At 61.2% G+C, this 14,688-nt stretch carries 15 protein-coding genes; 12 read left to right on the forward strand and 3 right to left on the reverse strand.

Features of this window, described 5'->3' with window-relative positions; translation table 11 throughout:
* Positions 1-224: 224 nt before the first annotated feature.
* The 3 genes from AC1DYL_RS12245 to dhaL all read left to right on the forward strand — a co-directional run bounded on the left by AC1DYL_RS12245 (position 225) and on the right by dhaL (position 2,872).
* Positions 225-431 (forward strand): cold-shock protein, encoded by a 207-nt coding sequence (locus tag AC1DYL_RS12245; RefSeq protein WP_477150039.1) that lies wholly within the window; start codon positions 225-227, stop codon positions 429-431.
* Positions 432-823: 392 nt separating this feature from the next.
* Complete coding sequence (locus AC1DYL_RS12250; RefSeq protein ID WP_477173333.1) at positions 824-1,078, forward strand: hypothetical protein; 255 nt, start codon at positions 824-826, stop codon at positions 1,076-1,078.
* A 102-nt stretch (positions 1,079-1,180) separates the two neighbouring features.
* Positions 1,181-2,872, forward strand: coding sequence for a dihydroxyacetone kinase subunit DhaL (dhaL, locus tag AC1DYL_RS12255; RefSeq protein WP_477173334.1), 1,692 nt, complete (start codon positions 1,181-1,183; stop codon positions 2,870-2,872).
* Between the two features lie 157 nt (positions 2,873-3,029).
* Here dhaL and AC1DYL_RS12260 read toward each other — a convergent pair whose 3' ends face one another.
* Positions 3,030-3,203, reverse strand: a complete 174-nt coding sequence (locus AC1DYL_RS12260; protein WP_477173335.1) for a hypothetical protein — start codon at positions 3,201-3,203, stop codon at positions 3,030-3,032.
* Positions 3,204-3,548: 345 nt separating this feature from the next.
* Here AC1DYL_RS12260 and AC1DYL_RS12265 point away from each other — a divergent pair, with 345 nt between their 5' ends.
* The 4 genes from AC1DYL_RS12265 to AC1DYL_RS12280 all read left to right on the forward strand — a co-directional run bounded on the left by AC1DYL_RS12265 (position 3,549) and on the right by AC1DYL_RS12280 (position 7,289).
* Complete coding sequence (locus AC1DYL_RS12265) at positions 3,549-4,862, forward strand: tyrosine-type recombinase/integrase (protein ID WP_477173336.1); 1,314 nt, start codon at positions 3,549-3,551, stop codon at positions 4,860-4,862.
* A gap of 2 nt (positions 4,863-4,864) precedes the next feature.
* Complete coding sequence (locus tag AC1DYL_RS12270; RefSeq protein WP_477173337.1) at positions 4,865-5,440, forward strand: hypothetical protein; 576 nt, start codon at positions 4,865-4,867, stop codon at positions 5,438-5,440.
* 94 nt (positions 5,441-5,534) lie between these two features.
* Positions 5,535-5,765: a helix-turn-helix domain-containing protein gene (locus AC1DYL_RS12275; protein WP_477173338.1), complete on the forward strand. Its 231-nt coding sequence runs from the start codon at positions 5,535-5,537 to the stop codon at positions 5,763-5,765.
* A 438-nt stretch (positions 5,766-6,203) separates the two neighbouring features.
* Positions 6,204-7,289, forward strand: coding sequence for a reverse transcriptase domain-containing protein (locus tag AC1DYL_RS12280; protein WP_477173339.1), 1,086 nt, complete (start codon positions 6,204-6,206; stop codon positions 7,287-7,289).
* Here AC1DYL_RS12280 and AC1DYL_RS12285 read toward each other — a convergent pair.
* A complete protein-coding gene (locus tag AC1DYL_RS12285; protein WP_477173340.1) occupies positions 7,207-7,785 on the reverse strand; it encodes a hypothetical protein in 579 nt (192 codons plus the stop codon). The genes AC1DYL_RS12280 and AC1DYL_RS12285 overlap by 83 nt on opposite strands.
* A 516-nt stretch (positions 7,786-8,301) precedes the next feature.
* On the opposite strand from AC1DYL_RS12285, the gene AC1DYL_RS12290 reads away from it, so the two are divergent.
* The gene (locus AC1DYL_RS12290; protein WP_477173341.1) at positions 8,302-8,871 is read left to right on the forward strand and encodes a hypothetical protein; all 570 of its coding nucleotides are present in this window, start codon (positions 8,302-8,304) and stop codon (positions 8,869-8,871) included.
* Here AC1DYL_RS12290 and AC1DYL_RS12295 read toward each other — a convergent pair.
* Positions 8,868-9,215, reverse strand: a complete 348-nt coding sequence (locus AC1DYL_RS12295; RefSeq protein WP_477173342.1) for a helix-turn-helix domain-containing protein — start codon at positions 9,213-9,215, stop codon at positions 8,868-8,870. The two genes, AC1DYL_RS12290 and AC1DYL_RS12295, sit on opposite strands and share 4 nt — an antisense overlap.
* A 137-nt stretch (positions 9,216-9,352) precedes the next feature.
* Here AC1DYL_RS12295 and AC1DYL_RS12300 point away from each other — a divergent pair, with 137 nt between their 5' ends.
* The 4 genes from AC1DYL_RS12300 to AC1DYL_RS12315 all read left to right on the forward strand — a co-directional run bounded on the left by AC1DYL_RS12300 (position 9,353) and on the right by AC1DYL_RS12315 (position 14,568).
* On the forward strand, positions 9,353-10,282 hold the full coding sequence (locus AC1DYL_RS12300; protein WP_477173343.1) for a hypothetical protein: 930 nt from the start codon (positions 9,353-9,355) through the stop codon (positions 10,280-10,282).
* A gap of 638 nt (positions 10,283-10,920) precedes the next feature.
* Positions 10,921-12,594: a type I restriction-modification system subunit M gene (locus tag AC1DYL_RS12305; protein WP_477173344.1), complete on the forward strand. Its 1,674-nt coding sequence runs from the start codon at positions 10,921-10,923 to the stop codon at positions 12,592-12,594.
* Positions 12,595-12,610: 16 nt separating this feature from the next.
* Entirely contained in the window at positions 12,611-13,894 is a 1,284-nt protein-coding gene (locus AC1DYL_RS12310; RefSeq protein WP_477173345.1) for a restriction endonuclease subunit S, read from the forward strand.
* The gene (locus tag AC1DYL_RS12315; RefSeq protein ID WP_477173346.1) at positions 13,891-14,568 is read left to right on the forward strand and encodes an abortive infection family protein; all 678 of its coding nucleotides are present in this window, start codon (positions 13,891-13,893) and stop codon (positions 14,566-14,568) included. The genes AC1DYL_RS12310 and AC1DYL_RS12315 overlap by 4 nt, the downstream gene beginning before the upstream one ends.
* Positions 14,569-14,688 lie beyond the last annotated feature (120 nt).

The raw sequence follows: 14,688 nt of genomic DNA on the forward strand, positions 1-14,688 counted from the left end.
CGGTGAGCGTGTCCGACCCTAATTCCGGCGTCACCTTGTTCTCGGCGCAATTCATCCCTATATAGGCGCCATACGTTACGGCCATCTTTGGCTTCTGATCTGCCGGCTTGCCGGTTGTTTGGTTCCCCTGAATTGCGAACGTCTAGACCCCCTGCGCGTGTTGCGCCGGAGGAACGAGTGCGTTCGCCCGCCGGGCGTCCCCTCACAATCGAAAGTAAACCGTCATGATCAATGGCACCGTGAAATTCTATAACTCCACCAAGGGCTTCGGCTTCATCGCTCCGGCCGATGGCAGCAAGGACGCATTCGTCCACGCCACCGCGCTGGAAGCAGCCGGCATCATGGGCCTGGCCGAAGGCCAGAAGGTCACCTACGACCTCGAGAGCGGCCGGGACGGCAAGCTGTCCGCGACCAACCTTCAGCTCGCCTGATCGATCCGCCGGGCCTACCGTCGAGGCAGGCCCGGCACACGTCTCCCGGTTTCGGTTGAGGCGTTCAACGAGAGGCCCGCATCTGACGATGACCGGCCCACAAGAGAACACATGACACATCTGAACTACCAGGCTCGCGCCGAGCTCTATCTCGGTCGCGACTGGCAAACTGCCACGGCCCAGGGCCCTCGGGCTTTCCGGGTCGCGGCACACGCCTTGCGCTTCGCCTTTGAGGAAGTTGCGCCCATCAGCCTGCGCGGCGCCCGCCTACGGGTCGGAGACCGCGTCTATGCCGGCAGCGCCTTGGCGCGCCTCTACCGGAGCGGCGATTACCCGCTGCAACGCAAACCCACCGGCCGCCCCCGCGGCTCATCGCCCCGAAAGGACACGACTTGGAAAACTTCAGCTACACCGCCTCCGCCGAGCTCTATCCCAGCCGCCGCTACGCCAAGTCGGCCCGGGAGCAGTATCGTCGCTTCAGGACGGCCGCCGAGGCCATCCAGTACATCGTGGAAGACCGCCCCGCTGCCTGGCTGATCGGCACGTTCCTCGAGGTCGAAGGACGTCGCTTCGATGGCAACGCTATCCGCGCCCTTTACGAGGCGGATGGCTATCCGCTGGAGCGCCAGCAGGCCGCTGCCGCCTAACCTCTCGGCCCTTTCCTCCTGAACCCCGATCGTGCAGACATCGCCAGTGTCGTGCTGCATGAATCTGCGCCGCCCCGGCGCGGGGTTCCGGGAGGAGAGGCCATGAAGAAGCTCATCAACGATATTCCTTCGATCGTCCGTCAGTCGCTCGAAGGCCTCGCTGCCCTCCATCCCGGCCTAGCCTTGCTCGGCAGCGAGAACACGCTGGTACGCGCCGACCTCGCTGCCTTCGTGAGAAGTGGCAAGGTGGCCGTGGTCACCGGTGGCGGCGCCGGCCACGAACCTGCCCATGCCGGCTATGTCGGCAAGGGCATGCTGACCGCCGCAGTCAGCGGCGACGTCTTCGCTTCGCCCAGCACCGATGCGGTCTATGCCGCGCTGCGCGCCGTCGCCAACCCGGCCGGCATCCTCGTCATCGTCAAGAATTACACCGGCGACCGGCTGAATTTCGGGCTTGCCGCCGAAATGGCCCGTGCCGATGGCATCGCGGTCGAGCTGGTGATCGTCGACGACGACACCGCCCTCGGCAAGGCCGAGCGCACCGCCGGCCGCCGCGGCATTGCCGGCACGGTGTTCGTCCACAAGGTGGCGGGCGCTGCCGCCGAAGCCGGCCTGCCGCTTGCCGAGGTGAAGGCTCGTGCGCTGGCGGCAATTGCCACCGTCGGCTCGATGGGCGTCGCCCTGTCGCCCTGCACCGTACCGGCCTCGGGCAAGGCCAACTTCTCGCTCGGCGACGACGAGATGGAACTCGGCCTCGGCATCCACGGCGAGGCCGGCGTGCGACGCGTGACGATGCAGCCGGCCCGGCAGGTGGTCGAGACCCTGGTCGACACCATCATCGGCGACCGCGGCCTCGCGGCGGGCGATCGCGTGGCGCTGCTGGTCAACAATCTCGGTGCCACCGCGCAGATGGAAATGAGCATCGTGGCGCGCGACGCGCTGCAGCTGCTGCGCCAGCGCGGCCTCATCGTCGAGCGCGCCTATTGCGGCACCTTCCTCACCGCCATCGAAATGACCGGCGTCTCGATCAGTCTGATCCGCGCCGACGCGGCCTTGCTCACCGCCCTCGACGCGCCCTCCGATGCACCCGCCTGGCCCGGCGATCACGGCCGGCTGCCGCTCGATGGCATGACCACCCTCCCCGCCCCTGCGGTCGATGCCGGCACGGATAACGGCGCGGCGGCGCCGACCTCGCCGGAACTTGCCGCAGTGCTCGGTGCCGCCTGCCGCGCCATCATCGCCGCTGAGGCCGAGCTGACCGAAATGGACCGCGTCGTCGGCGATGGCGACATCGGCCACTCGCTGGCCGGCGGCGCATCGAGCCTGCTGCAGCTGGCGCCCGATTGGACCGGCCGCCCGCTGGATGCGGTGCTGCGCGAGATCGGCCTCGCCTTGCGCCGCAGCGTCGGCGGCACCTCCGGCCCCCTCTACGCCGCCTTCGCCATCGGCGCATCGCACGCAGTGGCCGAGCAGCACCGCGATGCCGCCACCACACTCGCCCGTGCCTTCGCTGCCGGCACCGACGCAATCAAGCGCCTGGGCGGCGCCGACGCCGGCGACCGCACCATGCTGGACGCCCTCATCCCCGCCGCCACTGCGATGACCACCGGCAGCATCGCCGACCAGCTCGACGCAGCCGCGCAGGCAGCCCGCATCGGAGCAGCCGGCACCGCCGCGATGCAGCCGCGGCGCGGCCGCTCGAGCTATATCGGCGACCGCGCCCTCGGCCATCCCGACCCCGGCGCAGTAGCAGTCGCGATGTGGCTGGAAGCAGCCGCCAAGGCGGCCCGCTGACGTTGCCGCTGGTCTTGCAACAGACGCCAGGCCTTCAGAAAACAAAGAACCCCGGCTCGTGGCCGGGGTTCAATTGGTGCGGGGTGGCGGAGTCGAACCGCCTCGGCAGCTCCGGCTTAACCCTGGGCTCGTCCCATCGTTGCGTCGGTCGGCGTGGTCACTCTCTTTCACCCCTCGGGCCCCGCAGTGCCGCCAGAATGTCCATACCAGTCTTGAACGTTGCCTTCATGATAGTCTCCGTTTGCATGTCGAGGTTGAAGTACCAGTCAATGCAGAGCCAGAGGGTGAAGAACCACGCCCCGACGTCTCCGATGGAGATACCCAGGGTCATTACAGCCGAGCCCTGAATTCGTCGTCGCTAAGATGTGCTTGGGGCCGGTGTTTGCCAACCCCTGTCGACTTAAATATCCGGAAAGCCGAAACGTCGGCCCAAAACGAAAAACCCCGCTTTCGCGGGGTTTCCCAATGCCAAGCTTTGGTTGCGGGGACAGGATTTGAACCTGTGACCTTCAGGTTATGAGCCTTGGGCTTCGCGCTTCGTGAATGGCCCAGAATAGCTAGGATACTTACATCAATACGCTGAAAGTAAAGAAGAAATCGGCGAACTTCCAGTGGCGACGTGTGGCATGGCGTGGTAGGATATGTACGCTAGCTTCCGGACACAGGACGGACATCGTTGCCCACCAAACTCACCGACCGCCTTGTTCGCTCCCTACCGTCACCCCCTCACGGCAGCAAGATTGAGTACTGCGACGAGTTGAAGGGCTTCGGCTGTCGCGTCACGTACAAGGGCACAAAGGCGTTCGTACTGAACTACACCATCCACGGGCGGGAGCGCCGCATCACGATCGGCTCCTACCCTGAATGGTCAGTTCAGGCAGCCCGAGATCAAGCCACCAAGCTGAAGCGCGAGATCGATCTGGGGGGCGACCCCTTGAGCAAGCGGCAGTCCGACCGCGATGCCCCGACTGTGCAGGACCTTTTTGACAGGTACGCTGAAGAGCACCTCCCCCGCAAAGCAACCCGCTCCGCGGCCGACGACGCCTCAATGTGGAGAACGTACGTCTTGCCGAAGCTGGGGAAGCTTAAGCTCCGAGACCTCACGGCATCCGACGTTGACGCGCTGCACCGTGGGATTTCTCGTCAGCACCGTACGCGGGCAAACCGTGTCGTCGAGGTGTTGCGCAAAGGGCTGACCCTCGCCAACCGGTGGGGATGGATCGAGCAGAATGTTGCGTCAGGCGTCCAACGAAATCCGGAACAGCCTCGACATCGCTACCTGTCCGACAAGGAGATTGCTCAGGTCTCAGCGGCCATGGACGCATGCAAAGAACAACTCAGTGCCGATGCCATTCGCCTCTTAATGCTGACGGGAGCCCGCCGAGGGGAGGTACTTGCAGCCGAATGGTCTCAGTTCGACCTTGAGAGCGGCGTTTGGACGAAACCATCGCATCACACAAAGCAACGAAGAGAGCATCGCGTACCGCTCTCCGCTCCCGCCCGCCAGTTGCTGGTACGTCTGCATTCAACGGCAGCGTCACCGATTTACGTCTTCCCAGGCAGAACCGGTGAGGGCCACCTCCAGGAGGTCAGGCGGACTTGGCAGGTAATAAAGGAGATAGCGACAATCGCGCTTTGGAAGGATAGCGACGACGTCAGGGCGCTTGTCGATGGGCTTGCCGCTGAGTTGGACCGCGAGCCGCAGGTCACCGAGATAGTTGAACTCGCCAAGGCGCGCAACGTGCGGCTGGCACCAGGTGTACTGGACGTTCGCATCCATGACCTGCGGCACACCTATGCTTCGATCCTCGCGGGACGGGGAACGTCGCTCGCTCTCATTGGAGCGCTGCTTGGGCACACTCAGACCCAGACCACGCACAGATACGCTCACCTTGCCGATGATCCCTTGAGGAAGGCGACAGAGCTTGTGGCCGACACAATCTCTGGCACGAAGAACAGTGCAAACGTCGTCCGGCTGATGAGGCGATAGACATGGCAGCCAACAAAACCGAGCCCTCGGCCGGCTTGGCAATTACCGCATTCGAACGGGCGCGTGAGCACTTCGAAGAGACCAACGACATCCGTTATGCAGTGATCGCCATCGGCAAGGCTGCACCGGGGAACATTCCCGAGTGGGCCATCGCTGCGTGCCGGCATTATGCACAATTGGTGGCGGATGCCGCGCCGATGGAGCTTAGAGGTTTCGGAACGAACACCAACCACATCCCAACCGCGGAGAGCTACAGGACATACAAGCTTGTCTTAGCTCGCATGAAGGAGATGAGATCGGTGGGCAAGTCGGCGGACTGGCTCCCGTCCCTGTACGCTGCGTGCAAGAGCCTCGACATCGACGACGGTACGAGGAAAACCATTGAGCGCTACTACAAGCTCGATCTGCGTAAGCCATCTGATCTTGGTCCCGACGAGCTAGACCCGGACACCCTGGCCACACTCGATCCGAAGACGAGGTCGGGCAAAGCCATCCGACTAGCTGACCAGGCGTCCCGCAACCAGCGAGCAGAAAACACCTTGGTCATGAGGTCTCGGCGACCAAAGCCCAAGCCATAGTGGGCGACATCGGGGAGCGCTTCTTTGTCCCTGACGCTGGTCTCAAGATGCCGCAAGTTTACTCCAGACGCCACCGGATAGCTGGAGAAGACAAATGGCCATTAGCAAAGTTCTAGAGACAGGAAGCAGGGAACAATCTGGTATTGTCGATTACGTTGACACTAACGAGTTGGCGGCCCTCTTGGGCGTACATCCGACCACTCTTGTGAAATGGCGCATGGCCCGCAAGGGGCCCCCCTTCACTCGACTTGGACAGAAGGTGCTCTACAGCGTTACGCGCTTTTATGCGTGGCTGGAGCAGCAGGAAGTTCGCCCGCTTCGCTAGATCGCAATTCCTGCGTGTCGCAAACCATGCTGAACCCCGGTGCAATCTATGAGCGCGGTCCGTCAAGCTACACCTATGTCCTGCCGCATACGTTCTCGGCCAGTCATGGCGAACCCGCAGGCAGTTCCTGACAGCATGTCAAAGAGCCCGACCAGGCCACCGCGGGGCGTTTCCTCATGGGTGCACACAGATCCTGAGGCCGCTGCGTCGGCGGCTCAACGTACCCGGCTTCATAAGGCGCTTTTTCGCCGCGCACGGCAGCAGTCCGCCAAGCTCCTTCGCCGGATCGAACTACACGTCGAAGGTGGCAACGCACGGCACGCGCGAGAGGCTCTGCGAACATATCTCAGTTCCTTCTATGCGAGGTTGCTTGCGTTCGAGCGAGCCAACAAGTCCCTGAAGGCTCCACTTCGCGTATCGACCGCACAGCTTATCCAAATGGCAGGCCGCCTGAACCCATTCGGGCCAGAAACAGAACCCGTAGAGATATGGGCAAAGAAGAAGGCAGACGGTGGCTACCGCCCCATCCACAAGTTTGGCATTCGGCAGCGTGCCCGCCAGCAGCTTGTTGTCGCCGGGCTTCGTCCCTTCATACACCTGAGGGCTGATCAGTTCGCGCAACAGGGCGGGGGACGTAATGCGGCAATCAGGAAGATCAGAGATCACATCGAAGCCGGTGCCCGTTGGTTCATAGAGCGGGACGTTGCGGATTGTTACGGGACTTTTGCGTCGAACAGAAACATCGTTCAAACGCTTTCGGAATGGCTGCCCCTTCCCCAAGAGGTAGTCAGACACTGCATCACAGCAGTGGAATACTCGTTCGCGGACTATATCCCGAATGAGACATGCTCGATGGTTAGCCTACGTGTAGATAGCCGGGGGGGTCTCCCCCAAGGATCGAGTTCTTCAACGCTCGTCGCTGAGGCCCGCATGGCGCAGGTTCTCGACGACGCAGAGCGGTCAGGTGCATTGGAGCAGGTCGCAATCGCGTCCTATGCCGATAATGTGGCCTTGCTGTCTGCCACGCGGAGCCGATTGTCGAACTCGATGATAACCTTGGAGCGCTCCGTTGTGCGCTGCTCTTCCGGCTCTTGGAGGCTAAAGCCGCGACGAACCCCTCGACGTGTAGATCACGGCTTTGATTTCTTGGGCTATCACATCCGCAAAGTCGGCGCCGAGGTCACGATCCAACCGTCCGAAGACAATCTGGCTCAATTCGTCGAACACTGTCGCAGCAAGTTGCGACGCCAAAGCCTGCCTGAGCTAGGTAGGTATGTGACGTCGTGGGTGTCCGCGTTCTCCGAGGCGCCCGCGATTGCGGCTCTTGCCAGGCGAACACTTATAAAGCTGGCCTCGGAAATTGATCCCGCGCTGGTGCCATCCTTGAGGGCAATAGCGGCCGGCGATTTAGCTGGCAGGCACCATATTGGGCGTAGAGGGGCTACTTCTGCTTCACCTTTGCGGAACGCTGCTTCTCCAGTGCCGCGAAGTCGAGGTCATACCGCTTTTCAATCAGCCGGATGATCTCCTCAACAACGCGACCGACGTGGAACGAGTGAACCCCGAAGCGATAAATTGAACCGAGAAGGTCGAGCGGCAGCGCCTGTTCCATCAGATCACCGTACCTCGGTAGCTTTTTCGACATTGAGTAGTACGCACTGGTTTGCAGCGGCCACCGGCGAGAGGCGCCGAAATTGCTGGTGTGAGTTGCCGCGGAAAGGATGTGCTCGATAGCCTTGAAAAGCTCAGCGGGCCTGAGCCTCTTCAGTGCCTTCCGCTGATCCGCCAGCGCGATCGGAAACACGTTGTCCATGCAGTACGTCCACCTCATTGAACCATGGTCGAGCACGTACTCCAACGTCTGGAGGTGGACCCGCTTCACAAACGGGTCTGAGGCATTTTCAATTAGGTTCATTATCGCCCAATAGGCATCGACCTCCGCCTGTCGTTCGCCCGCCGAAAGCTTGAAGCTCTCAATGTGCTGGGCGATTTCTTTCGGTAGTTGCCGCTCGTGCGTCATCGCGTCTCTCCCCCGTTTTTCTCAATCGCCACTTTCTGAGACTGGAACGGTGACCACGTCCACCACCAAGAGGGCCACTCCCGCCATTTTGCTTGGGGGATTGCGTCAACAGGTACATAGCCAGAAGCTTGAAGCGGCTAAACCTATGAAAAGTAATGGCTAGCGCGCGCCCTGTGGCGTCTATGTCCGTTCGGTGTCCGTAGAGGGCTCAAAGTCAACCTTGCCGCTGCCGCTTGTGGCGTTTGTGGTTCCGATTTTTTCACATCTACGCGCGCGACTGTTAGCCGCCTTGGTTCTTCACCATACGGGCTCATGGCCAACTGACCGAGCAGCGGTTCGTATGAACCAATGTCCGGCTGCGCTGCAGCCTCGCTGCACTTCCGATCATTTCAAAGTGGCTCCGGCGTGGGCAGGATCGGTCTCTTGCCACCGGGCCTGAGGTCAGACCGCTCCTCTGCGCCTCGTTCGTCAATGCATGACACACACATAACACATTGATTTTGAATAATAATGTCCATGAGAGAGACATTCTGGACGCTTGAGAAACTGGGGCGGGTGCGGTTGTCCGAGCACTTCTATCTCCGCCAGTTCCTCTACTCTGAGATTGGCGCTGCGTTTGGCATACCGAATGTGCCGGACCACCCCGACCTAGCGGTTGAAACAGGCACACGCCTCTGTCAGGACGTGCTGGAGCCGCTTCAACGACTGGTCGGCCCTATCGTGATCCGGTCGGGGTTTCGATCGGCTCGATTGAACGCGTTCGGTGCCAAGCACCGGCTCAAGTGTGCAGCGAACGTCAAGAACTACGGCCGACACATCTGGGACCATCCTGATGCCGACGGCCACAAAGGTGCCGCTGCCTGCATCGTTGCACCCCGGTTCAACGACCTCCATTCCGGCATCAGCGGCAAGACCGCACTCGCCGAAGTCATAGATGCTCACATCGACTACCACGCGCTGGTGTTCTTCACCCACAACAACGCGTTTACGATCGGGTGGCACGAGTGCCCAGTTCGAAGCATCCGTCCCAGCCATCTCGATCCGCGATCACCGGTGGCGAAGGAAGATGACCCGTTCCCTCCCTAGTCCGCCCGAACCACCACACGGGCCAATTCAAGACACAGGGCGAGTTGGCGATCGGACATCTGGCGAGCCAGTGAAAGCAGTTCGGCAAGGGCTTTCTCCTGCTTCGGTGTTGCACCCTGCCCTTCGAAGTCGAAGAAGTCCTTGAGGGGTACACCGAGCACCCTTGCCAAGCCCTCAAGCGTCTCAAGATTGGGCAGGCTGATGCCTCGCTCAATCGCCGAGATCGTATCGATGCTGCGCTCCAGCTTGGCGGCAAGCTCGCTCTGAGAAAGCCCGTGCTCTCTGCGCGCTGCCCTGATCCGAAGTCCGACCCGTTTGCGAATGTCCATGTCCCGCAGTTTCACTACGGCTCCGTGACAAGGAACGGGGGTTTACTCCGGTTTTTTGGCTGTTACCGTAGCAGCACTACGCCCACCGCATTGGGGTCCACGGACGCGATCCCGCGCCATCCATTGTCCTGCCCCGCAGCCAGAGAGATAAGATGTCAACAGCCTTTGCCGCACTCGCCCTTCTGTTGCTCGTCGCCATGGTGGTCGGCATAGTTCTCGGCATCTTCGTTCGCGGGCGCCGTCGCCGGGGCTGGAAGATCGCCGGGCTGAGCCTTCTCGCATTCTTCGTGTCGGTGGGACTGGCCAACTATACGCTAGACAAGGATGCCTCCAAACAGTCGGCTGTCGCTGCAACAACTATCGTCCCTGAGAACACGGCGTCGCCGATTGCTGGCGCCTTGCCCGAAACTGAGGCTCCTTCACAGGTCGCCGAGCGGTTCGGCGCGGAAGCCCTGTCCGCCTACTGCGACGGCTACCACAAGACCATCAACGTCATTCGAGAGGCCGACGAGAAGTTCGGCATCGCGGGCACCGACGAGAAGATGGAATGGATCAACGTGCGGGACGAGGCAATTGGCAGAGAGACAGAGAAGGCTATCGGTGCACCGTACACGGAGTGGCAGCCGGTCGCCCAGCAGCGGAATTGGGACCAGCGCTGCGAGGGGCTTTCGCGCGGGTGGTTGCTCATTGAGATCGAGGACCTGTCGGCGGCCGAGGCCGGCGATGCTCATGTCATTACCCGGACCCTTCAGGGCGTCTATGACGACAAGGTCAAGCTAGGCGCAGATTTGCCCTTCTCTAGGTATCGCTCCGCCAGTTGCGAGCGGAAGGAACTTAAGGGCTACTGGTTCGTCGCTTGCAAATTGACGGGTGGGCAAGGCGGACGCTGGAGCGACCCCTTCATCTACTTCGTTGGGAGCAAGGATGGCGCCTCTGTCATCGTGCCCTTCGACAACGACCACGTGACGGAGCCATCGTACCGTGACAGCGATCCGAACAAGACGGTGATGCCCGTGGGATGGTACGTCGGCCCCCGGCCGTTCCCCGTTCCCTATACCGACATTCGCGCCCTATTCGAGTAGCGCGGCGGCGATGCCAGATGAGACAGAAACGTGGATAGCTCGCCTTATAGGCACCCCAAGCCTCGTGACGGGGTGGTCCACCGCCGAGGGTAAGGGGAATGAGCTTGCCTACTTGTTGCTTCCGGTCGAGTTCATCCCGACCAGGGGCCGAGGGGTTCCAGGAGTTCTGTCGATCTTTGCAACGGACCGCATCCTGGATGCCGCAGATGCTGGCTTGATCGCAGATGGACCAGGCCCCGCAAAGACGGCGACCATTACCACGACAAGGGCCCAGTTCTCCGACCTAGTTCACTTCGTCCAGGCTGGTCGCGTTGGTGACTTCGAGTTGCATGCCAAGAAGCGGGTGAACCATGAGCGACACCTGGTTAGTTGGTCCGCGTCTGTGGCCTTGCGCTAACGGTGGCCGAATGCCAGTCACAGCCCTAACACATTGTTTTTCTGTGATAATTAATGCGTGAAACATGTGGCTACTGGAAAAACTCGGGCGCGTTCGCCTGATCCCGCGACTGCCAGGACTTGACAGCGCCTTGGCATTTGGTCGACCGGACCACTTTTTCCTTGCCTCATAGGAGGGCGTTAACCAATCATTGACCAAATAGCCCCGGTCAACGGGATATTCTAGGACTGGGGGTTGGGTCGTGCCACGAGGGAGAAAGCCGGGGAGCAAGAATAGTGCAGCAAAGGCCGCGAAAGCCGGGCCCTCCATTGCTGCCACGCTGTTCGCTGCTGCTGACAAGCTGCGCGGCAACATGGACGCTGCCGAATATAAGCATGTCGCCCTCGGCCTGATCTTTCTGAAGTACATCTCCGACCGCTTTGATGCCCGCATCGAGGAGGTCAAGGCGAACCCGGAGGAGGCTTCCCTTCTCGAAGACGCCGACGCCGCCCGCGATCTGATTATCAGCGAAGGTATCTTTTTCGTACCAGAGCGGGCGCGCTGGACCTTTCTCAAGGAGAACGCCACCAGCACTAAGCCGACCATCGGCGAGCTGATCGATCAGGCGATGATCGCCATCGAGGCGGAGAACCCCACGCTCAAGGGCGTGCTGACCAAGAACTACGCCCGACAGGAGCTGGACCAGACCAAGCTCGGGGAGGTGCTGAAGCTATTCTCGGACATTAGGTTCGAGGATGCGCATCATGGGCAGGACGTGCTGGGCCGCGTCTATGAGTACTTCCTTGGCGAGTTTGCCAAGTTGGAAGGCAAGCGTGGCGGGCAGTATTACACGGCTGGCAGCGTTGTGAAGCTGCTGGTCGCCATGCTGGAGCCCTTCAAGGGCCGCGTCTACGACCCCTGTTGTGGGTCCGGCGGTATGTTCGTGCAGTCTGAGCGCTTCGTCGAGGAGCACGCAGGTAAGCACGTCGTTCCCAGGCAGGCGCGCGACCAGATCGCGGTCTACGGGCAGGAGAGCAACGCCACCACGTGGCGCCTCGCCAAGATGAACCTTGCAATCCGGGGCATTGAAGCGAACCTCGGCTCCAAGTGGGCGGACACGTTTCACGAGGACCTGCACAAGGGTCTCATGGCGAAGTATGTGCTCGCCAACCCACCCTTCAACGACAGCGACTGGGGCGGTGACAAGCTCAAGGGTGACACCCGCTGGCGCTATGGCGTGCCGCCGGTAGGCAACGCCAACTTCGCATGGCTCCAGCACATCATCTACCACCTCGCGCCAGACGGCTATGCGGGCGTGGTGCTGGCCAACGGCTCGCTCTCAAGCCAGCAATCTGGCGAGGGCGACATACGCCGCGCGCTGATCGAGGGCGTCACGGTCGGCGAGGACGGCAAGCAAATCCATTACCCCGGCCTTGTCGATTGCATCGTGGCGTTGCCGGGGCAGCTCTTCTCCACAACTCAGATACCCGTCTGCCTGTGGTTCCTCACCCGCGACAAGTCGAACGGCCTCTCACGCGACAAAAAGTTGCGCGACCGGACGAACGACATCTTGTTCATCGATGCACGCAACCTCGGCACCATGGTCTCGCGTACCTTGAAGGAACTGACTAGCGAAGGCGAGGACAACGACATCGCCAAGATCGCTGACACCTACCACGCGTGGCGTGAGTTGGGCGGGAGCTATCAGGACGTGCCCGGCTTCGCGAAATCTGCCACCCTCAAGGAGGTGGCGGAACAGGGCTACATGCTCACGCCGGGGCGTTATGTCGGCACCGAGGCCGAGGAAGAGGACGAGGAGGGCTTCGACGCCAAGATGGCGCGGCTTGCCAAGGCCCTGCGCGAACAGATGGCCCAGGGTGCGGCACTGGACGAACGCATCCGCAAGGTACTGGCGGGGGTGGGTCATGGCTGGTGAGCCTACACGACACCGCGTGAGTGAACTCATCGCGCGTGGAGTGCTTGCATTGGGTGACGGCTATCGGGCGAAAAACAGCGAGCTAGGAGACCAAGGGCTTCCATTTGCGCGAGCCGGCAATATTGACGGACAGTTTCTTTTTGATAACGCTGACAGGGTGGATCTATCAAACATAAATATCCCACCCGACAAGATAAGTCGACCAGACGATACAGTCTTTACCTCGAAAGGCACTGTTGGCCGGTTCGCCCGGGTCACAGACGAAACGCCTCAGTTCGTATACTCGCCCCAACTCTGTTATTGGAGGTCGCTCAACAACGCGCAGATCGACGCTGGCTATCTCTACTATTGGCTCTCGGGTCCAGAGTTCTACTCCCAGTACAAAGGGGTTTCGGGACAAACGGACATGGCCGACTATGTCAGCCTCGGTGACCAGCGATCCATGTGGATTACGCTACCGGACATCGCGCGCCAAAGATCTGTCGCCAATGTACTCGGCTCCCTAGACGGCAAGATAGATTTGAACCGGCGCATGGCGGCGACGCTGGAGGAGATGGCGCGGGCGTTGTTCAAGAGCTGGTTCGTGGATTTCGACCCCGTCCGCGCCAAGGCCGAGGGCCGAGACCCCGGCCTCCCCGCTGCCACCGCCACACTCTTCCCCGACACGTTCAGCAAGGATGGCCTGCCGGTCGGGTGGCGAGAGAGACCATTCGGCGATGTCTTCGAGATCAGGAACGGCAACACCCCAAGCACAGACGAGGCACGATATTGGGGTGGCGATCATTACTGGGCAACACCGAAGGATCTGTCACCACTCAAGTCGCCGGTGCTGCTTAGAACCGACAGGACGCTATCGGCTGATGGCGTGTCAGTCGTCAATTCCGGTCTCTTGCCTGCCGGTTCGGTGCTCATCTCGACCCGCGCGCCCATCGGATACCTCGCCTTTGCGACCTGCCCTGTCGCGATCAATCAGGGAATGGCGGGCATTGTGGGCAAGGAGCTGTCTACAGCATACGCATGGCTCTGGTGCGCAGCTAACATCGACACATTCCTTGCTGTAGCGGGCGGTTCGACTTTCCCTGAGATCAGCAAGGGCACACTCCGCAAGTTGCCAATGTTGGTTCCGAACGCCCACGTTTCCGAGGCCTTTGCTGCATGCGTAGATCCCATCGTTGCGCGGCTTGTCGAACTTGCGCGCGAGAATGACCAACTCGCGACGTTGCGCGACACCCTTCTCCCCCGCCTGATTTCCGGCGGGCTGCGGATCAAGAACGGTGCTGCTCAAGGGGAGGCAGCGTGACCTATCGCCTCCAAATGTTGCGCGCGCTGATCGAGGCACATCCTGACAGGGCGGGACAATTGAAGGTGCATGTGGAGGCCTTGGAGACGACAATCTCAGGCGAGCCTGAGCGGTGCCTAGAGCGGGTACGTGCACTATTCGAAGCCACGTATCACACCATTGCTCCGCAGTTGGGATTGGGCTCCGTTGCTGGAGAGGACTTCCCCGTCCAGAACAGTCGGGTCATCAATGCACTCGACTTCACCTTGGACGGGCATCCCGACGCCGATAAGATTGGGAAGGCAATCCGCAAACTTGTCGGCAGCATAAACGGGACGGTCGGCGCGCTGGCTGAGCTGAGTAACATCAGCGGCATGCGTCACGGCGGATCATTCGATTGGCGGACGTTGCAGCGCCAACATGCCGTCATGTTGGGCGGGTTGTGCGACACCCTCGTCAGCTTCCTTTTTGACGCTGCATGGAGCCGGGAGGCTGCCAAGGAAGCGAACACGCCGAAGTATGGCGACTACGCCGAGTTCGACGGTTACCTGGACGGCGAGCACGAGTTGGTCGAGATCGCAGGGGCGACTTTTGAACCCAGCCACGTCCTGTTTCAGCTGGACCGGACAATTTACGACGCGGTGCGGGTAGAATGGGAACTTAACAAGACCGCAGATCAGGAGTTCACGGCATGACGCGGGGGGGCGTGCGTGCGGATTGGGAGAGATGCCAGCTGCCTTCAGGCAGGGCGGCTATGTCGCTGTGGGCTGGAACGACCTGGGCGACCTTGCGCAAACACAACCTCGTGCGTACGC

Source organism: Devosia sp. P1_H9, assembly GCF_056405135.1.